Annotated in this window: 13 protein-coding genes and 1 pseudogene; all 14 read right to left on the bottom strand. The window is 52.5% G+C overall.

Features of this window, described 5'->3' with window-relative positions:
• Positions 1 to 172 precede the first annotated feature (172 nt).
• The 14 genes and pseudogenes from MTH_RS02115 to uvrB all read right to left on the bottom strand — a co-directional run bounded on the left by MTH_RS02115 (position 173) and on the right by uvrB (position 20,240).
• Entirely contained in the window at positions 173 to 2,812 is a 2,640-nt protein-coding gene (locus MTH_RS02115) for a cobaltochelatase subunit CobN (RefSeq protein ID WP_238374273.1), read from the bottom strand.
• Between the two features lie 29 nt (positions 2,813 to 2,841).
• Entirely contained in the window at positions 2,842 to 3,291 is a 450-nt protein-coding gene (locus MTH_RS10215; protein ID WP_143485735.1) for a cobaltochelatase subunit CobN, read from the bottom strand.
• Between the two features lie 481 nt (positions 3,292 to 3,772).
• Positions 3,773 to 5,215 (bottom strand): ABC transporter ATP-binding protein, encoded by a 1,443-nt coding sequence (locus MTH_RS02110; protein WP_010876093.1) that lies wholly within the window; start codon positions 5,213 to 5,215, stop codon positions 3,773 to 3,775.
• Complete coding sequence (locus MTH_RS02105; RefSeq protein ID WP_048060821.1) at positions 5,216 to 5,953, bottom strand: CbiQ family ECF transporter T component; 738 nt, start codon at positions 5,951 to 5,953, stop codon at positions 5,216 to 5,218.
• Between the two features lie 20 nt (positions 5,954 to 5,973).
• Positions 5,974 to 6,525, bottom strand: a complete 552-nt coding sequence (locus tag MTH_RS09300; protein WP_052261154.1) for an MptD family putative ECF transporter S component — start codon at positions 6,523 to 6,525, stop codon at positions 5,974 to 5,976.
• A gap of 48 nt (positions 6,526 to 6,573) precedes the next feature.
• The gene (locus MTH_RS09500; RefSeq protein ID WP_010876090.1) at positions 6,574 to 8,349 is read right to left on the bottom strand and encodes a magnesium chelatase subunit D family protein; all 1,776 of its coding nucleotides are present in this window, start codon (positions 8,347 to 8,349) and stop codon (positions 6,574 to 6,576) included.
• Between the two features lie 132 nt (positions 8,350 to 8,481).
• Positions 8,482 to 9,570: a glycosyltransferase family 4 protein gene (locus MTH_RS02090; protein WP_238374272.1), complete on the bottom strand. Its 1,089-nt coding sequence runs from the start codon at positions 9,568 to 9,570 to the stop codon at positions 8,482 to 8,484.
• 147 nt (positions 9,571 to 9,717) lie between these two features.
• Positions 9,718 to 10,802, bottom strand: a pseudogene (locus tag MTH_RS02085) (DUF763 domain-containing protein).
• 86 nt (positions 10,803 to 10,888) lie between these two features.
• Positions 10,889 to 11,722 (bottom strand): methanogen output domain 1-containing protein, encoded by an 834-nt coding sequence (locus MTH_RS02080; RefSeq protein WP_010876086.1) that lies wholly within the window; start codon positions 11,720 to 11,722, stop codon positions 10,889 to 10,891.
• Positions 11,723 to 11,831: 109 nt separating this feature from the next.
• Positions 11,832 to 13,583, bottom strand: coding sequence for a response regulator (locus MTH_RS02075; RefSeq protein WP_010876085.1), 1,752 nt, complete (start codon positions 13,581 to 13,583; stop codon positions 11,832 to 11,834).
• Between the two features lie 97 nt (positions 13,584 to 13,680).
• Entirely contained in the window at positions 13,681 to 14,118 is a 438-nt protein-coding gene (locus tag MTH_RS02070; RefSeq protein WP_010876084.1) for a response regulator, read from the bottom strand.
• Positions 14,115 to 15,068 (bottom strand): sensor histidine kinase, encoded by a 954-nt coding sequence (locus MTH_RS02065; protein WP_238374227.1) that lies wholly within the window; start codon positions 15,066 to 15,068, stop codon positions 14,115 to 14,117. The genes MTH_RS02070 and MTH_RS02065 overlap by 4 nt, the downstream gene beginning before the upstream one ends.
• A 301-nt stretch (positions 15,069 to 15,369) precedes the next feature.
• On the bottom strand, positions 15,370 to 18,240 hold the full coding sequence (gene uvrA / locus MTH_RS02060) for an excinuclease ABC subunit UvrA (RefSeq protein WP_048061214.1): 2,871 nt from the start codon (positions 18,238 to 18,240) through the stop codon (positions 15,370 to 15,372).
• A gap of 59 nt (positions 18,241 to 18,299) precedes the next feature.
• Positions 18,300 to 20,240 (bottom strand): excinuclease ABC subunit UvrB, encoded by a 1,941-nt coding sequence (uvrB, locus tag MTH_RS02055; RefSeq protein WP_010876081.1) that lies wholly within the window; start codon positions 20,238 to 20,240, stop codon positions 18,300 to 18,302.
• Between the last annotated feature and the right edge of the window lie 133 nt (positions 20,241 to 20,373).

Raw genomic sequence — 20,373 nt, 5'->3', positions numbered from 1 at the left:
TTATATTAATTTTTTTATTGAAAGAAAAAAGTTGAATGTATATCTGTAAACCATGTGGTTGATTATGTGTGCAGTGGTGCCGGGTTCTGTACCGGATATCCTTTCCGGGTCCATATTCTGCTACAACCGTATAATTTCCATCCGGGCTAATAATGCAGAGCTACCAAACTTCCTATTCAAGCTCATATTCAAGGCCAAGAAAAACCTCCCTGATCCTGTTAAGGGTCTCATCGGGGGCATCCCAGTAACCCCTCTCAGCTGTTTCAAGGAGTATCTCACCCATCCTCACAGCCGCATAGGGGTTGTTCTCTGAGATCCTCCTCCTCATCTCATCATCAAGTATCAGGGTTTCTGCGACATCATCATAGACCCAGTTATCCACTGCACCGGTCGTTGCAGAGAATCCCAGGAGGTGTTCCACCCGGTCCTTGATGTTCTTGGCACCATGGTGGTCATGGGCGAGCATCCCATCCAGCCAGACCGGATTGAGGATTCTGCACCTTGCAGCCCTCCCTATAACCTCATCAAGGCCCTCAACGTAGATTTCATCCTCAGTTGAATCCACGACCCTGACGCTGCAGGAACCCCCCAGGTTCCGCACCGAGGAGGTGAGGCCGCCCATGAATTCATAGTAATGGTCAAGGTCTGTCACCTCATACTCCACGTTATCCCTCTCCTGGGCCACGAGCTCAACCCTCTGGAGGTTCCTCCTGAATTCATCCGGTGCCTCTCTCACAGAATCCGGGAGATAGGCGTAACACATCTCCCCCAGGTAGGCTGCTGCCAGTTCATCCTCCTGATCCCAGGCACCACCTCCTATGATATCAGGGATGCTGCTGGCATACTCCGCTGGTCCAGGTCCGAATATCCTCGGGGGGACCTTCACCTCTCCATCCTCAAGGTTGTGTTTCAGGATGTAATTATCCTCAGGGTCCTCGTCAAGACCTGCAACAGTTTTGAAGGCCCTGTTAAGTATCTCAATCTGGGATCCGAGTGTGTCCCTGAATATGCCGCAGATGTTCACCAGGACATCAACCCTGGGTCTTCCAAGCTCATTGAGGGGTATGACATCTATGTTCTTTGCCCATGGACCATACTTCCTGTTTATGCGCACCCCCAGGAGTTCCAGGATCATTGAAATGGTATCTCCACCTGTTTTAAGGGTTTCGAATCCCCATAGAACCACTGCAACGGTCTCGGGGTACCTCCCATTTTCCTCCAGGTAGTCCTCAAGGAGTTTTCTGGCTGCAAGCCTGCCCCTTGATTCGGCCAGGGGTGCCGGTATCTTCATGGGGTCAAAGGCGTGCATGGAGTAGCCTGTCGGGTATACCTCAGGGTCCCTGATTGGGTCTCCGCCCCTGGAGGGGTTCACATACCTTCCCTCAAGTGCCTCAAGGAGGCCCCTGCTTTCACCCCTGAAGTCACAACGCTCAGATAAGCTACGCACCCATTCAACGTATTCAGGGGGAAGATCCACTGACTTCCCTGTTAGTATCCTCTTCAAAGCCTCAGCCGCGTGCCTCTCAATCTCCCATCCTGTGGCTGTATCCATTGAACCCCTGTAATCCAGTCCAAGCTTCTCTGCCACCATTGAATGGATGGAGGGGTATTCCCTGTCAAATCTGAGTACACCGAGGAGGTAGCTGACCATGTCATTGGGGTCCCACTCTGAGTCCATTATGTGAAGGCCCCTTGGTATCAGTCGCCTTTTCATCCTGAAGAGTTCAGACTCAATCTCAGGGATATCCCCCCTCAGGTTAAGCTGTGAGGCCCTCTCAATTATTTCATCCCTCAACCCATCATCAGGGTCCCCATGCCACTGGTCGATGAGTTCTTCCAGTACCAGGTAGTCACCGTAGAGGTCAGACTGCCTCACAGGTGGTGACGCATGTGCCACCGGGAGGGCGTAGGTTCTTCTTCTTGCTATGGTCGACTCTGAGGTGTTACCTGCCCAGTAAAGGTATATGTTGGGGAGCTCCCCCAGGAGCAGGTCAGGGTAGCATTCAGCCCCCAGGGCGGTCTCCCTTCCGGGCAGAAACTCAAGGGTCCCGTGCATCCCGAAGTGGATGATGGCGTCAAGTCCCAGTGAATTGAGGTAGGCGTAGAAGGCCAGGTACTGGTGGTGGGGTGGATTATCCCTGCTATGGTAGCTGTCGGTCTCCATGATCCCGCGGGAGGGCTGTATGCACAGGTAGACCGAGCCCAGTTCAGTCACCGGGATGATGATGTCATCACCATCAACCATCAGCTCCCCCGGTGGTTCGCCCCACCTTGCCCTCACATCATCCTGGATCCTCTCTGGCAGACGACTGAAAAATTCCAGGTAATCACTGAGGGGGATCCTCTGGCCGCCATATTCATGGTAGGATGGACTGTTGATGAGTCCCTCCCTCATGAGAATATCCTTGATGGGTTCATCAGGTATCCTCACACTGTATCCCCTCTCCCTCAGCCTCCTGAGGAAAACCTCCAGGCTTTCAAATACGTCAAGGTAGCCCGCGTTTCCAAGGTTGGCCTCCCCCGGAGGGTAGTCATAGAGGATTATCCCTATCCTCTTCTCATGGTTCTCCATTGTCCTCAGCTTCAGCCAGTTGAGTATCCTTGCAGCGAATCTGTCCATGCGCTCTGGCACCACGTCAACAACCCTCACCTCCCCCAGGTCGGGGTCATTGAGAGTCCTCATACCCGCCGTGAATACCGGTTCAAAGCCTCCGTCAAGTTCAGGGAGTGTTATGCCAAGAACTATCTCCATCGGGTTGAGGCCATCACCACCTGCCTCCCATTCGTCGAGGTCTGTCTCATAGCCCCTCAGGCAGATGAGGTATGGGGCGCCTATCCTCCTCAGGAGCCTCCTTGTGGCCTCAGGGTCGCCGCCCAGGGGGCCCGGTTCAGCTGGAAGTACTGCATGTTGACAAAGAGGTCCACGTCCCCCATGTACTCCTCGATGGCCCTCAGGTTGTTCTCGACGTCCGAGAAGACCACGGTGCAGTTCACATTTCCATGGAGGCGACTGTAGAGTTCCTCAACCAGGGGTCTCGTGTCATCGAAGTGCATCCCTGAATAGAAGAGCATGCCAACTGTTGGGAGCTCCGGGTTGAAGTTTGAAGCCCGCCTGTAGGACTCCAGGTCCCTGTAGAATCCCCTGAAGGGGAGGTAGAGCCGTAGGGCGGCATCTCCACCGGGTCCTCGAAGGGAACCTCCAGGTCTGTGTAGCTGTCCAGGAGGAAGAGTATCAGGTTCATGAGGTTGTCGGGGTCGCCGGCCCCATAGTAGTCCATGGCCTGGAACCATCTCTTGAGGTCATCCCTGATCTCATCTGACCCATGCAGTTCGAGTATGGCTTCAAGGTCCCTCTCCCTTACAAGTGAATCTATCCTTCCAGGTGCCGCTGCAACGAGTTCACCAAGATCAAGTTTGCCCATGGATGTCAGGGAAAGTATGTGGTTGCTCCCCCACACCAGGGATATGACTGTCTTATCCCTGTCCCTGAGGATGCCCGGGAGTTCCCTCCCTATCCTCTCGTTACCCCTTATATCCACGAGTATTATGTCGGATTCATCGATGTATTCAGCCACGTCGTCCATGGGGACGCGGGGGTCCTCATATTTCTCAAGGTAGACCTTAGTTATGCTTACAATGTCCCCATGTTCCTCCCTTATCCTGGTCAGCGCCTCCTTCAGTGAGGCCGTGTTGTTCATGGTGGTAACAGCAAGTATCCTCTTCATAAGTAACCACCACCCATCACCACAGTGAATACCAGTTTCATTATCAGTCACCTCAAACATGTTGATACTGAATCAGCGCCCGCTACTTCATGATCCGGGAGGACCAGGGCACCGTTATCCATCATGATCGTCCGGTCTGCAACCATCTGAAGGAACTCCAGGTCATGGGAGATCAGAATCATGGCCACCCCCATTCCCTTCAGTTTACCTATCCACCCTGCAAGTCTTTTCATGTTATCAAGGTCCATGCCCGTCGTTGGCTCATCCATTATTATGAGATCTGGTTTTCTGAAGAGATAAACGGATATGAGTGTTCTCTGCTTTTCACCGCCGCTGAGTGAATGGGGGTGTCTCTCCATCAGCTGATGGAGCTTCATGGTCTCAAGGAGGTCCTCAACATCCCCATCAGAATAATCATCCAGACCGAAGGTTATCTCCCTCTTCACAGTATCCATGAACAGCTGATGGTCCGGGTCCTGCATCACAAGACCGGCGGTGCCCTCAACCCTGATCTCACCCATCTCCGGCTCTATGAGTCCCACAATCAGCCTTGCAAGGGTCGTCTTTCCAGAGCCATTCGGGCCAGTCAATCCCAGGACCTCGCCCCTCCAGAGATCCAGGTTAACACCATCGAGCCTGAAGTCTCCCTGGGTGTGGGAGATGTTCATTACCCTCAGTACAGGGTCCTGTTTCGTTTCAGGATGGGTGGAAACCTGAAAGAAAGGCCTCAGACCGCGCCCTCCACAGGACCTCTGATTGAAACCTGGAGATGGAGACCTCAGACCGTACCTTTCCCTGAATTCAGGGTCCAGGAGGTTATCAGTGTCTGTCTCCTCAACGATCATGCCCTCATCCATCACCACGACCCTGTCAAAGACCTCAGGGACCCTGTAAGTTCTGTGGTCAATCAGGATCAGTGTTTTATCCCTAAGGTTTTTGAGGATGCTGAAAAGGTCATCGGTGGATCCCTGATCCAGGTTGGATGTTGGCTCATCCATGAGGAGGATTTCAGGGGACATGGAGAGCTGTGATGCTATTGCAACCCTCTGCTTCTCACCCTCTGAGAGGTTGAAAACGCTTTCATGCCTCTTATGCTCCATACCAACCCTCCGGAGCGCATCCTCCACGCGTTCCTCACGTTTATCCAGCTGGAGGGTATCTGGCCCCAGGGATACCTCCGAATTAACATTCAATGTGAAGAACTGGGACTCAGGATTCTGGAAGACGTATCCAACATCCGCTGCAAGGTCCCCGGGGGTGAGGGAGTCTGTGTCCCTGCCCATCACCCTGACTGTTCCATCCATCTCCCCTCCCATCATGGAGGGTATCACCGCAGTTACTGCCCTTGCAAGGGTTGATTTTCCACTCCCACTTCTTCCTGTGATGAAGACCGATTCACCCCTTTTAACCCTTAAGCTGACGTCCCTGAGGGCCAGCCGCTCCTGATTGGGGTACCGGTAGCTCACACCATCAAGGAGGATTGCGTCCAATCAGACCACCGCCCCATCCATTATCACGAGGGATGCGAAGATAACAGTGAAGAATGCTAAAAAGGTGATATCCCTCCCGCTTAACATGAGACTCCCTACGGGACCTTCACGAGGGTTAAAGCCCCTGGTCTCTGCAGCGATGGCCACCTCATCTGAAATCTTCACAGTCCTTATTATCATGGGTATTATGAGTCCCCTGTAGAGGAGGGAAGGCCTCCTGATGATGGAAGATCCTGAAAGACTGGTCCTGAGTTTGAGGGAGTCCCATATGGAGGAGGCCTCCACTGCAAGGGCCGGTATGTATCTGAGGGCGACTGTGAGTGTGAAAACTATCTCCCCGGGGATTCTGACGGATCTGAGGGACTCTGCAAGCTTCTGAGGCTCGGTAGTGAATGCAAAGGATAGTCCTGCCGCTGATATTATGAAGAAACGGGCGAAGAAGAGGCTCAGAAATCCCATGGTGTGTGGGTTACCTGAGAGCACCATGATAATGGCAAGGGAAACCAGCCAGAAAAGGATGATGAATGAGAGGAAGGGTGCTGCAAACCTCAGGGACCCTGAATGGGCTATCAGTGCCGTGAAAATGACTCCCATGATTATCAGGAGAGTCAGGTCTGATATGAATGTAGACAGTAGCGTGGCGGATACCACCACAGTGAGCTTTGAGAGGGGGTTTACCTCCACAAGGAACCCCTCAGGGGTTGATGTGAATGGTGAGAACACGGCCTTAAGGTCCAATGAAAGACCTCCATGAGACATTAATCCAGGGCGCCGGCCCTTCTGAGCTCATTTATGATACCGTAACCCACAAGGGCACCCAGCATTCCAAGGACAGATACTGTTATGGCAGATATGATTATCAGTGCCGGTGCCAGCATGAAGCTGGAGAACCCGAAGAGGAAGGGAACCGTGAGGATGACGAGGGTCTCGATGAACTTATCAACACCACAGCCCACTAGAAGGGAATTCCTTGAAGAGTAGACGCCGTATTTCAACCCGACGGCGGCATCCGCTGCAAGGCCTCCCAGGAAGGTCGCGGGTAGTAGGGGAAGGAATGCGGGCATTATGAGTCCACAGATTATCCCGTTAACAAGGCCTATCAGGGTGAAGGTGCCTATCTTTCCCACCTTTGCAAGTCCAACGCTTATGACGATGCAGACAAAGAAGGCGGATGCAATCGACTTGAATGCATCCACAGGTGTTATGGCTGCAACACCAAGGATGGTCACCGTCTGAACGATGTACATCAGGGCTATTATGAGGCCCGTGAAGGCCAGATCAGCTGTTGTGAAATCTCTGAATCTAAACAACAATCACACCTCCATGCGTGTCATGTTTTTTCATAAACTCCCAAAGTCCTAGATCAGTATATCATCAAGGTAGAAGATTTCAGAGCCAAAGCGTGACGCCATGTCCTCAAGTATACCCAGGCTCCTCTTCTCGGGTTCTGCATTAACGAATAAAAGGTTCAGGTTCCTCAGTTCAGTTTCAAGCATATTCATGTCCTCCTCGAGGTTGGAGTTGATGAATACGTTGCAGCGGCCGTCTGATATTACAACGGCTGTGCATGCCTCATCGCTGGATGATGATGCAACCTCAGCTGCCAGTCTGAGTGCCGGTGTGAGGGGTGTCCTCCCGCCTGACCTGAGACCCTCAAGGGCCTCCTCAACGGTCTCAAGATTCGATGTGGGCTCAACCACCAGGTTTGCCTCATATCCCCTGAAGGCTATGAGGGCTATCCTGTTCCTCTTTTCATAGGAGTCCCTCAGGAGCAGCCATGAGACCGTCTTTGCAAATTTTATCTTCCTCTCAAGTCTCATTGATGACGAGGTGTCAAGGACGATTATGTAGAGTGCCCTGGATTTCCCGATCCGAACCTTCTCCATGAGGTGTTCGGGTTCTATGGTTCCGGTTCCAGCTGAAGCAGCCTTCCTCAGGGTTGCATCAACGGCCACGCTGGATGGTTCAGGGTTCTCCCGGGCGCGGACATACTTACCCCTCCTCCCGGTTACCGTTGAACTGCTCTGACCCTGGAGGGATCCCTTCAGGTCAGGGATCTTCAGGTCACGCCTCAGCCTCCGTTCCCTGTCAATCTCTGAGTCATCCTCGAATTCGCCATTCATGATGTCCTCTATAATCTCCTGGCTGAGTTCCTGTTGCCTCTGGAATGGTAGCTGTCTAAGTCTGTGCTTCATGGCAAGGAGCGCAGCCTCCATCACATCATCCCCTGTGACCCTCCTCCTGCCGTTGAATGCCGCCAGTGCCCTCGCGGTCCTTGCAGTTATGATATCGGCCCTGTGGGTCCTGATGCCAAGGGCTGCTGCTATCTCAACTATGAGGCCCAGGGTCTCATCATCCAACTCGACCATCTCAAGTAAACTCCGTGCCCTGATGATTTTCTCCCTGAGCTCCTCCTGTTTCCTCCGGAACCTTGAGTGGAAGGACTCTGGATCCTCCTGGAACTTCATTGCACGCTTTATGACTTCAATTCTTTCATCAGGGTCCTTTATTGCCTCCACATCAACACTGAGGCCGAATCTGTCAAGTATCTGGGGTCTGAGATCACCCTCCTCAGGGTTCATTGTACCTGCAAGTATGAACCTTGATGGATGCTGGATGGATATGCCCTCCCTTTCAATGATATTCACGCCCATGGCTGCTGCATCGAGGAGGACGTTCACTATGTAGTCATCAAGGAGGTTGACCTCATCGATGTAGAGGATGTTGCCGTTGGCACGTGCAAGTATGCCTGGCTCAAGGGCCTTTATTCCATCCCTGAGGGCCCTCTTTATGTCCAGTGAACCCACAACCATATCCTCGGTTGCGGATACAGGGAGGTCGACCACCTCCATCCTGACCTGTCTTGATGGCAGGCTACCCTGTTCCTCAAGTTTTCTGCGGCACTCCATGCATATTTCTGCTCCATCAGGGTCGCATCCGAACCTGCAGCCCTCCACCATTTTCCTATCAGGGAGTACATCCCTCAGTGATCTCACTGCAGTTGATTTACCTGTCCCCTTATCGCCCCTGATCAGGACGCCGCCTATTGATGGGTTTATGGCGTTGAGGATGAGGGCCTTCTTGAGGAGTTCCTGTCCAACGATGGCTGTGAATGGGAAGTAATGATTATCCAAGCTATCACCGGTTCAGTGGTTGGTCTAATCATTATTTAATAATTTCTAAAAAAAGATGAGTATTACTAATATGTACCTGACTGTATTAAAAGTAATAATAAAGGGGTCTGTCCTGTATATAACCATTTCAGTTCATGAAACCTGACGGTAGACCTCAAGTACCTTTTCTATCTGTTTAATGGTACTGAATGACTCAGCAAGCCGCATACCCCTTTCCCTCATGGACTCAACCTCAGCCCGGTTTTCGGGATCAAGTATCCTCTTTATCCTGTCAGCAATGGCACGGGAATCCCCTGGGGGCACGGTGTATCCTGTTTCTGAGTCCCTGACAAATTCCATAATGCCGCCTGTGGCAGTTGCAATGACAGGGGTGCCGCAGGCGAGTGCTTCAAGTGCAACAAGCCCAAAACCCTCCTCAAGGGATGGTAGAACAAAGACATCTGCGGCATTCATCCAGGTTGGCACCTCAGTGTACGGTACAGGTCCAAAAAATTCCACATCGGAATCCATGGATTCAGCCAGCCCCCTGAGGGTTCTGAGGTACTCCTCATCAACGGGGGCTCCAAGTATTATGCATTTAACATCATCGAGCTCTAAGTCCTTGAGGGATTCGATGAGGTAATACACTCCCTTTGAGGGTATGATGTTCCCAACAAAGAGGACCACCCTTCCCTTTAGGGGTAATCCTAGTCTTTCACGACATTCATCCCTATCAAGTGGCATGAAGATATCTGTGTCAACACCCATGTTGATGACATGCACCTTCCCCCTGTCGACCCCGAATTCATTCACGACCTTCTCCCCAAGGTCTCTGCTGACAGCGATGACTGCAGAGGTCCTTCTGAGGATGAAGCCTGAAATTTTAGAGAGAAGGGAATTCTTCCTTGCAAGTTTATTAACGTCACTGCCATGGACCGTCACTACAAGGGGTTTGCCACTTATCCAGTGACACAGCAGGCCTATGAATCCTGTGGGGAATAGATAGTGAGCATGGATGACATCAAAGGGTTTCCTTATGGAATACCAGAGGGACCTGAGGAGCAGGGACCCGTATTTTCTGATGAGTACTGGAAGACCCTTTCTCTGGTCAGTGTTTGCAACCACAAACTGTTTGATGGATGTATGACGTCTGAATGCATCTACATGGACCTTAACGAAACTACCAAATGATTTACCCTTTCTGCTGGGATACATGTTTGATATCACAAGAACTCCCTGCACCAAAATAACACCTCTCTTTGTGATAGAGCTGAATAATCTGTGGTAACAGAATCCAGTGTTTAATATGGTTAAGAGGCAGTTAAACCTTCCGAGGTAGGGGAGATAGCATGGACCTCGAAGCGTGGACAGAACATGATTAAGGTCAATCTACCTCAAAAAACTATTAAGAGACTTCAAAGCCCTTAGACGTTCTTTTTTATCGATTTTAGCATCCTCAATTGCGGACCTGAGGTATTCAACTGTACAGTCATAGGTCTCCCTGTCCACAGGGTATGGATAGCCATCCTTCCCGCCATGGGCGTAGCTGTACTTGACAGGGTCCCTCCAGCTTGCCCTCTCCCCATGGACGAGGTCAGCGACAAGGGCAAGGGCCCTCACCTTTTTGGCCCCGAACCCTGAGAGCATTACGAGTTCCTCATAGTCCGCTGGCTGGATCTCATAGGCCCTCTCCAGTACAGCCATGTCCCTCTCTGTGAGGTCCACAGGGAGAACCTCATGGTGGGCTGGCATGTCCAGGACATTGAAGTCAAAGAGCGTCCTCTGGCCCGTTAAATAGCTGCGGATGTGAGACGGGCCATCACAGACCAGGTCAACGCTGGTCTCACGGGCCCCCTGCTGATGGGTGACGTCATGTCAAGGACCTCACTGAGGGTCCTCTCAGAGGAGATGCCGCTGTGGGGTGACTCGACGTACTCTCCGACCCCTGAGCCGAGCCAGTGGTACCGCCGGGCGTAGCCACCATGTGGGTCAAGGCCCTGCTGGACGACGGCCCATTCACCATCGGAGTCAACCAGGAATGTGTGCTGGTAGAGGTTGAAGCCGTCCTGGATGCAGTTACCATCAACCCGGGCGGATATCCTGCTTGCGTATACCAGCCCTTCAGCGTCCAGGTCGAAGATTTCGGCTGCAGCCTGGAGCTCGGAGGGTGTCCTGCGGGATTTCCTTCCCTTTCCACCTGCAACCATTATCCCGTGAACCTCAGGGTCGAGGGCGGACTTCAGGGCCCCGCAGGTCGTGGTGGTTGTCCCTGATGAGTGCCAGTCAAAGCCTATTACACATGAAAAGGCCTGGAACCAGAAGGGATCAGATATCCTTGATATGAACTCTGAGGTCCCGTACTCCTCAATTATAACCTCTGTAATGGCCCCTGAGAGTTCAATCATCCTCCTCATGAGCCAGGCCGGGGGATGGCCACCGTGAAGCGGCAGGTTTGCAATACCTGTTCTCCTCATTGTATCATCCATGCGTGTACCATCATAACTTCAGCCTGACGTCTCTTTATACTTGCTCTGATACGCTCAACACTGAAACCCGGTAATTACTTAACACCAAACCGGAAGAGGCACCTGTCATCTCCCCTTGCAATCTGCCCCATGGCCCTGAAGTCACCGGGGAGTTCGCTCCATTCAAAACTTAACTTCAGGATGGCCTCACAGTTCAGGCAGAAGCCGGGGTTCTTTCGGGCATCTTCAAGCCAAGGGCAGTTCTCAAATTCAACATAAACGTTCTCTTCGTCCTCAAGGAAACCCACCCTCACAGTGAAGCCTTCAAATATGTCTGCGACCCATGCGAGGTATGCCTCGAGGAGGTCATCGTCCGGATACTCCTCCATGTGGGCCTTGAATCTGGGGCCGAGTTCATGTGTGATCCTGTCCCTGAATATACCTGATAGCAGTTCCCTGATGGCATCCTCATCGGCTCCGGTTGAGGGCATCGCGTTGAGGATGAAGTTATAGAAGTCTGAGATTATCTGCTTCTTCATGAGTTCCTTCTCCCTCATTGCGGATCTGTGCCGGTAGATGGCCATCTCAATGTTGGCATTGAGTTCAGATGACTTGAAGGGCTTCACTATGTACCCGTAGGGCTCTGTGACCTTTGCACGTGTCAGCATCTCCTCATCGGCATAGGCTGTCAGGTATATTATCGGGATGTTGAACTGGTCCCGGATCCTTCTTGCAGCCTCTATACCATCCATTTCGCCCTTCAGGACGATGTCCATGAGAACGAGGTCCGGTTCATGGACCTTGCACGCCATTATGGCGTCCTTACCTGTTGAAACTGTCTCCACAACCCTGTGACCCATTGATTCAAGTTTGTGGGTTATACCCATGGCCACTATGGCCTCGTCCTCAACAACAAGAATTTTTGCCATGATAAACCTCCTTTATGGAACCGCTATCACTGAGGACTAATGTCTGGACATTGCCCCTGATACTTTGATGTCACTGCAGAATAAGGTTTAATGTGACGCCGTGACCAGACTAGAACCTCCTCCTGTACTCAACCTCAGTGAATTTTATTGTGAACCTTGCAGGCCTTTCTATTTCAAGTTCCCCGTCTATCTGCTCCACGAGGTTCCTGACGATCCTGAGGCCCAGTGTGCCTGATCCCTCAAGGTCAAGGTCCTCCGGGAGGCCGACCCCATTATCTGAAACCGTCATTTCGTATCCCTCGCCGGTACTGTGGACTTCAACGGTGATTTCACCCTTACCATCAGGGAATGCATACTTGAGGGAATTTGATACCAGTTCATTGATTATGAGGCCGCAGGGGATGGCTGTTTCAATGTTGAGCCTCACATCATCCACCTTCACCCTCACATCGATGCCGTTACTGTCTGCTCCATAGGAATCCAGGAGGTCGCTGAGGAGTGTCTTGATGTAGTCCCTGAGGTTAACCCTTGAGAGGTCCCTCGACTCGTAGAGCTTCTCGTGTATGAGGGATATGGCATCTATCCTGTGCTGGCTGTCCCTGTAGAGGTCCCTCAGTCTCTTGTCGCCGGTGGTGGATGCCTGGAGCATGAGGAGTGTTGATATTATCTGGAGGTTGTTCTTGACCCGATGGTGCACCTCCCTTAAGAGGAGTTCCTTCTCCCTGAGGGACCGCCTGAGGCGTTTCTCAACGGATTTCCTGTGGGTTATGTCCATGAGGGATATGAGGCACCTCTCACTCCCCGGGATCACAACGGAGGTTGCGAAGAAGTTTCTCTCCTCACCCTGCCGGTTCCTGAGGACCACCTCGAAGTTGTGGGGGATGGCATCCGGGTTGATACCTTTAAGGCGGTAGTATGCCTCGATGCGAGCTGCGTCAGAGGCGTCAACAAAGTCTGTGAACTTCATGTAGCCCTGGATCTCGCCCTTACTGTAACCTGAGAACTCCTCAAAGGCTGAGTTCGCAAGTTCAATCACCATGTCGCTGCCGCAGATTACAGTGAGTGTGCCTGTGTTTTCGAAGATTACCCTGTACTCCTCCTTGCTGGATTTGAGTTCCTTCTCAATACGTTTCTGGGCGGTCACATCCTTACCCATGATATATATGAGCTTCTCATGGTCCAGTTCAACTGCTGTTACCGATGTGTCCAGGGTGCGTCCCCGGAGGCCCACCCTGAACTTCAGATGGCCGCCCTCTCCATCCCTGAATATCCTGTCAGCGTCCTCCTCATGGATCCACTCCCTTATGTTTCTCCCGATTATATCCTCCCTGAAGGACTTGAGGAAGCCTGCGGCTGCAGGGTTAACGTCCAGTATGATGCCATCGGTTGAACAGATGAATATCGGGTTTCCTGATTTCTCAAAGAGTGCCCTGTATTTCCTTTCACTCTCTTCAAGGGCTTTCCTGGCCTTTTTAATCTTTCTCTCTTCTTCAGCCTCCTGCAGCGCCCTCCTGAAGGCAAGTGGAAGTTTTGACAGGTTATTCTTAAGTACGTAATCGGTGGCCCCTGCCTTGAGCATGTCAACAGCGAATTCCTCCCCGATCTTTCCACTGACAAATATGAAGGGGATGTCATAGTTCTCCCTCACAATCCTCAGGGCAGATACTCCGTCGAAGCTGGGGAGTGCGTGGTCTGCAAGTATTATATCCGGGCTGAATTCCTCAAGGGCCCTCCTGAATGAGTCCTCGCTGTCAACTGTGAGGTGCTCGAATTCTATACCATCCCTCTGCAGTTCCCTTATGACAAGTTCAGCGTCAAGCGGGACGTCCTCAAGTATCAGTACCTTCAATTTCTCTGACATTCCGGTTCCTCTTCATTACGGTTAATGAGCTCAAGACACCTTAAGCCTGGAAATTTTATTGTGGGCTCTTCACTGGTGTCTGGTCTTCAAGACATGCCTATTCCGGGGGCTGGTTTATGATCATCCAGTAGAAGCCAAGGGTTGAAACTGCGCTTATGAATTCATCGAACTCCACCGGTTTGCTCACGTAGCTGTTCACCCCAAGTTTATAGCTTTCCACTATGTCACGGTCCTCCTTGGAGGATGTTAGAACCACGACCGGGATCTTGCTGGTTGAATCATTTCTCTTGATCTCCTGGAGTACCTCGAGGCCGTCAACCTTGGGCATCCTCAGGTCCAGGAGGATCAGTTTTGGGAGGTTCTCCGGATCCCTATCAGAGTAGGAACCCGATGCAAATATGTAGTCAAGGGCCTCTGCCCCGTCCTTCACCCAGTGGAGCTTGTTGGCAAGGTTGTTCTTCTTCAGGGCCCTTATGGTCAGTTCCGCGTCTGTGGGGTTATCCTCAACCAGGAGTATATCTGCATCTGTCATCATTTCACCACCTTTGGAAGTGTGAAGTATATTGTTGCACCACCATCAACCTTTCCTTCACCCCAGACCCTTCCACCATGCCTCTTTATGATTCTCTGGACTATTGAGAGTCCGACTCCTGTCCCCTCGAATTCTTCCTGGCTGTGCAGTCTCTGGAAGAGTCCGAAGAGTTTGCTGGCATACTTCATGTCAAAGCCGGCGCCGTTATCCTTAACATAGTATGTGTGTTCATCACCACCATCCATGTAGCCGACCTCTATCACCGCGGGGTCCCGGTCCCTTGTGAATTTTATGGCGTTTGACAGGAGGTTGCCCATGACCTGCCCCATGAGGGCGCGGTCAGCCATTGCAGGTGGAAGATCAGCCACCGAAAACTCTATTGAACGCCCCTCCTCCTGGGATGCGAGTTCCCTGTAGGTTGACTCTGCCAGTTCCCTCATGTCAAGCATTGCAAGGTTCATCTCCTGCCTGCCTGCCCTTGAGAGGAGGAGTATGTCGTCTATGAGCTGACCCATCTTCCTTGTGTTATCCCTTATTATCCCGAGGATCCTTACCCCCTCATCATCGAGTTTATCCTCATAGTCCTCCACGAGTATCCTTGAAAAGCCGTCTATAGCCCTCAGGGGGACCCTGAGGTCATGGGAGACAGAGTATGCGAATGCCTCAAGTTCCTTGTTCGCATCCTCAAGTTTTTCAGCCTGTTTCTTCAGTTCAAGGTTCAGTTCCCTCAGAGAGCGGACCTTTTCAATCCTCTCGATGAGGAGGGCCACCATGAACGTGAAAAGTAACAGGAGAACCAGTCTGAAGAGCTCATCTGATATGTTAAGGCCAACTGCCCTTGTCATCGGCTGGAGTATCAGGAGGGCCACGAAAACTGCCAGAACGAGGACCCCCCATTTAAGGGTCCTTGAGGACAGTTGAGGGATTGCAAGCAGTGGTAGAACCAGTAACATGCCATGCACCCAGCTAAAGGAGAACATCAGAGCGGCTGCTGCAAGAATCATTAGAACATCGTCATGCTTCATCATAACCACATAAAATTTCTGGTTATGATTATATAAAAAAATTTCCTTGATATGGCTAAAAACATGAGAGTCCAGAGAAACAGCAAAAAATTCCATGACCAGAAGAGGAGAGTCAGAAAAATCAGCCGGACCTCTGGAAGAGCAGAGATCCGTGAAGAGCCATGCGTTTCATGGAACCTCTTATCCATGAAATGATAAGAGTGGATCAGATACCTCACTGATGCAGGGATCATCCTGTATCCTGACCCACAGGGACCTTCTGGCTGCGTTCATCCGCCAGGACCTCCCTGAGGAAGCGGCCGGTGTGTGTACCTGATGCAGCAACCTCCTCTGGTGTTCCCTCTGCAACGACGAGGCCACCCCTCTCACCACCCTCGGGTCCGAGGTCTATGATGTGGTCCGCGGACTTTATAACATCAAGGTTGTGTTCTATGACAACGGCGGTGTTCCCGGCATCCACAAGCCGTCCCAGGACATTGAGGAGCTTCTTGATGTCATCGAAGTGGAGACCCGTGGTCGGCTCATCAAGGATGTACAGTGTACTGCCGGTACTCCTCCTGCTGAGCTCCTTCGCAAGTTTCACCCTCTGGGCCTCACCACCCGAGAGGGTCGTTGCGGGCTGCCCGAGTTTTATGTAGCCGAGGCCCACGTCATAGAGTGTCTGGAGCTTCCTCCTCACCTGGGGTATGTTCTCAAAGAATTCGAGGGCCTCCTCCACGGTCATGTCAAGGACCTCCGCGATGTTCCTGCCCCTGTAGCGTATCTCAAGGGTCTCCTCATTGTATCTCCTGCCCCTGCACACCTCACAGGGGACGTAGACGTCTGCCAGGAAGTGCATCTCTATCTTGATTATACCGTCCCCGCCGCAGGCCTCGCAGCGCCCGCCCTTGACGTTGAAGCTGAACCTGCCCGGCCTGTATCCACGCTTCCTGGCCTCAGGTGTCTGGGCAAAGAGCTCCCTGATGTGGGTGAACACCCCTGTGTAGGTTGCCGGGTTTGAGCGTGGTGTTCTACCTATGGGTGACTGGTCTATCATCACGACCTTATCGATGTGCTGGAGGCCCTCAATGTCGGTGTGCCTCCCGGCGTTCATGTGCTTGTGGTTGAGCCTCTCATAGACACCCCTGTAGAGTATGTCATTGACGAGTGTGCTCTTCCCTGACCCTGAGACCCCTGTGACACAGGTGAACAGTCCCAGGGGTATCCTGACGTCGATTTCTCTGAGGTTGTTCTCGGCAGCGCCCCTCACAGTCAGGTACCTTCCTGATGGCCTCCTCCTGACCTCGGGTAGGGGTATTGTTTCCCTACCTGAGAGGTAGGCCCCTGTGAGTGAATCCGGGTCCTCCATTATCTCCTCAGGTGTGCCCTCTGCAACCACACATCCTCCGTGTTCACCCGCGCCCGGTCCGATGTCGACAACGTGGTCTGCCGAGAGTATTGTTTCCTCGTCGTGTTCCACCACTATGAGGGTGTTCCCAAGGTCCCTGAGTCTCTTTAGTGTCTCTATGAGTCTCCTGTTGTCCCGCTGGTGGAGTCCTATGCTGGGCTCATCCAGGATGTAGAGGACCCCCACAAGGCCGGAGCCTATCTGGGTGGCGAGCCTTATCCTCTGGGCCTCCCCCCCTGAGAGGGTTCCTGATGACCTTGAAAGTGTGAGGTAATCCAGGCCCACGTCGATCAGAAAGCGCAGCCTCTCCCTTATCTCCTTGAGGACCTCCCTGGCTATGTACTCCTCGCGTTCGGTGAGCTTGAGGGAGTCGAAGAATTCATGGGCCTCCCTGATTGACATCTCAACAACGTCATGTATTGATCTTCCGTTGATGGTGACTGAGAGGCTCTCAGGGCGGAGCCTGCTTCCCCCGCATACCGGACAGGCGTGGTTGCTCATGAACCTGCCTATGTAGGTCCTCATGTAGTTGGACTTGGTCTCCATGTATATCCTCTCCATGCGGGGTATGACACCCTCGAAGCGCCTGTTCACCCGGTAGGTCCTGTTTTTTCTCTGAAATACGAACTGTATCTTCTCATCGGTCCCGTAGAGAATGGCCCTCCGGTGTTCCTCGTCCAGGTCCCTGAAGGGTGTGTCGAGGCTGAAGCCGTAGTGTTCGGCCACCGCCCTCAGCATCTGGTGGTAGTAGTTGTCCCTCTTCCCTGATTTGCTCCAGGGCACAATGGCGCCCTCGTTTATTGAGCGTTCAGGGTAGGGCACCACCAGGTCAGGGTCGATCTCAAGTTTGCTTCCGAGGCCGTTACACTCAGGGCAGGCCCCATGGGGACTGTTAAATGAGAACATCCTGGGGCTGATCTCCTCGAAGTTTATACCCGCAGTTCCAGGGCAGGCGAAGTGTTCACTGTAGATCCTCTCCTCGCCCGGTGTCATGGTTGAAGGAACCCTGACGGTCCCCTCCCCCAGCTGGAGGGCTGTTTCAACGGAGTCCGCAAGCCTCTTTCTGAACTCCGTGTCCCTCCTCACAACCAGCCTGTCCACAACAACGTCTATTGAGTGCTTCCTGTTTCTGTCAAGATCGAATTCGTCTTCAAGGTCGTGTATCTCACCGTCGACCCTGACCCTCACGAAGCCCTGCTCCCTGAGCCTCTCGAATACACGCTGGTGTTCCCCCTTACGGTCCCTGACCACAGGGGCGAGTATTATTATCCGTTCACCCTCACCGTCATCCATTATCCTGTCGACTATCTGGGTCGAGGTCTGCTGCTCTATCTCCCTGCCGCAGAGGTAGCAGTGGGGTTTACCTATCCTTGCAAATAGCAGCCTCAGGTAGTCGTAGATCTCTGTTATTGTCCCCACCGTTGATCTGGGGTTGACCCGGGTCGTCTTCTGGTCGATGGATATGGCCGGTGACAGCCCCTCTATGTAGTCCATCTCTGGCTTCTTCATCTGTCCCAGGAACTGCCTTGCATAGGCTGAGAGGGACTCCACGTACCTGCGCTGCCCCTCAGCGTATATCGTGTCGAAGGCCAGTGAAGACTTTCCTGACCCGCTTATACCTGTTATGACAATGAATTTATCCCGTGGAAGTTCAAGGTCCACGTTCTGGAGGTTGTGCTCCCTGGCACCCTTAATGACTATTTTACCACTCATGATCCTCAGTGTCTCCAAAACTCTTTAATCCTGCCTTAATTCTCATTACCAGAAAATGTTTAATTGCTCTTAAGGGACATTATCCTGTCCCTGATCCTGGCGGCCCTCTCGAATTCAAGGTTCCTTGCAGCGTCCCTCATCTCTGCCTCCAGGTCCTTTATTATGAGTTCAAGTTCATGGTCTGGTATCTCATCCACCTTCAGGTTCCTCAACGGTCCTTCTTCTTCCCGGAGGGTCCTCCTTGTACTCCTTGGTTTTATACCATGCCTGCGGTTGTACTCCATCTGCAGCTTCCTTCTCCTGTTGGTTGTCTCAACCGCCGCCATCACTGAGTCTGTGAACCTGCCGGCGTATATGAGCACCTCACCGTTAACGTTCCTGGCGGCCCTCCCGATTGTCTGTATAAGTGACGTCTCTGACCTCAGGAAGCCCTCCTTGTCTGCATCGAGTATTGCGACCAGTGCCACCTCCGGAAGGTCGAGGCCCTCCCTGAGGAGGTTAACACCCACCAGGCAGTCGAATTCTCCCCTCCTGAGGTCGTCTATGATCTCAACACGCTCGAGGGTGTCTATCTCTGAGTGGAGGTACCTGACCTTCACGCCGACCCTCGAGTAGTAGTCTGTGAGGTCCTCGGCCATCCTCTTTGTGAGGGTGGTTACAAGGACCCTCTCACCCCGCTCAACCCGCCTCCTTATCTCGGAGAGGAGGTCATCCACCTGGCCCTTCACCGGCCTTATCCTGACCTCAGGGTCCACCAGACCTGTGGGCCTTATGATCTGTTCAACGATGTTCTGGCTCCTTGAGAGTTCATACCTTCCAGGAGTTGCAGAGACATAGATCACCTGGTTCACGCTCTCCTGGAACTCGTCGAAACGGAGGGGCCTGTTCTCCCGGGCACTGGGTAGTCTGAAGCCGTACTCCACCAGGGTGTCCTTCCTTGCCCGGTCACCGTTGTACATGCCCCTTATCTGGGGTACCGTCACATGGGATTCGTCGATGACTGTGAGGAAGTCCTCAGGGAAGTAGTCCAGGAGCGTGTTTGGTTTCTCACCCCACTTCCTGCCGCTGAGGTGCATTGAGTAGTTCTCTATGCCCTGGCAGTAGCCCATCTCCCTAAGCATCTCCATGTCGAACCTTGTCCTCTGTTCGAGCCTCTGGGCCTCCAGAAGTTTGTTCTGGGATCTAAGTTCAGTTAATCTCTCCTCAAGTTCAGCCTCTATTGACTCTATCGCCCTCTGGAGCCTGTCCTCGGGTATCACGAAGTGCTTGGCCGGGAATATGGTTACACGGTCCAGTTTCTGTATCCTCCTGCCGGTGACCCTGTGAACCGTTGATATGGAGTCTATCTCGTCGCCGAAGAATTCTATCCTTATGGGGGGTGTTCCATGGATGGGGTTGATCTCTACGGTGTCACCCCTGACCCTGAACTGTCCCCTGTCGAATTCGACATCGTTTCGCTCATACTGCATGTTTATGAGGCCCTCCAGCACCTCCTCCCTGCCGGGGCCGGATCCGACCTCGAGGTGGAGGGTGAATTCACCGTAGTCTGTCGGTGCACCTATACCGTAGATGCAGGAGACACTGGATACCACGATGACGTCGTCCCTGGAGAGGAGGGACTGGGTTGCCGAGTGCCTCATCCGGTCTATCTCGTCGTTTATGGATGCCTCCTTGTCTATGTAGGTGTCTGTCTGGGGTATGTATGCCTCTGGCTGGTAGAAATCATAGTAACTCACGAAGTACTCCACGGCGTTCTCAGGGAAGAACTCCCTGAACTCCTCATAGAGCTGCGCAGCCAGGGTCTTGTTGTGTGATATTACCAGCGTCGGCTTCTGGACCTCTGCGATCACATTGGCCACTGTGAAGGTCTTACCTGAACCCGTGACCCCCAGGAGTGTCTGCTCCCTCATCCCGGCCTTTATACCGTTAACAAGGGACCTTATCGCCTTTGGCTGATCCCCGAGGGGTCTGTAATCTGATACCAGTTTAAACTTCATCACAAATCACTTAAAATAAGAACCTCATTCTATTGTGGGATTATATTTCAGGGTCAACTTATATATACCTTTGCCAGGATACATAAAGTTGAGTCTGGAGTCTCATATCTGACAGGGTATCCCACGTGTTCCATAA

This window comes from Methanothermobacter thermautotrophicus str. Delta H (genome assembly GCF_000008645.1).
In the GTDB taxonomy this organism is placed as follows: domain Archaea; phylum Methanobacteriota; class Methanobacteria; order Methanobacteriales; family Methanothermobacteraceae; genus Methanothermobacter; species Methanothermobacter thermautotrophicus.
This window is presented reverse-complemented; position numbering and strand designations above follow the sequence as displayed.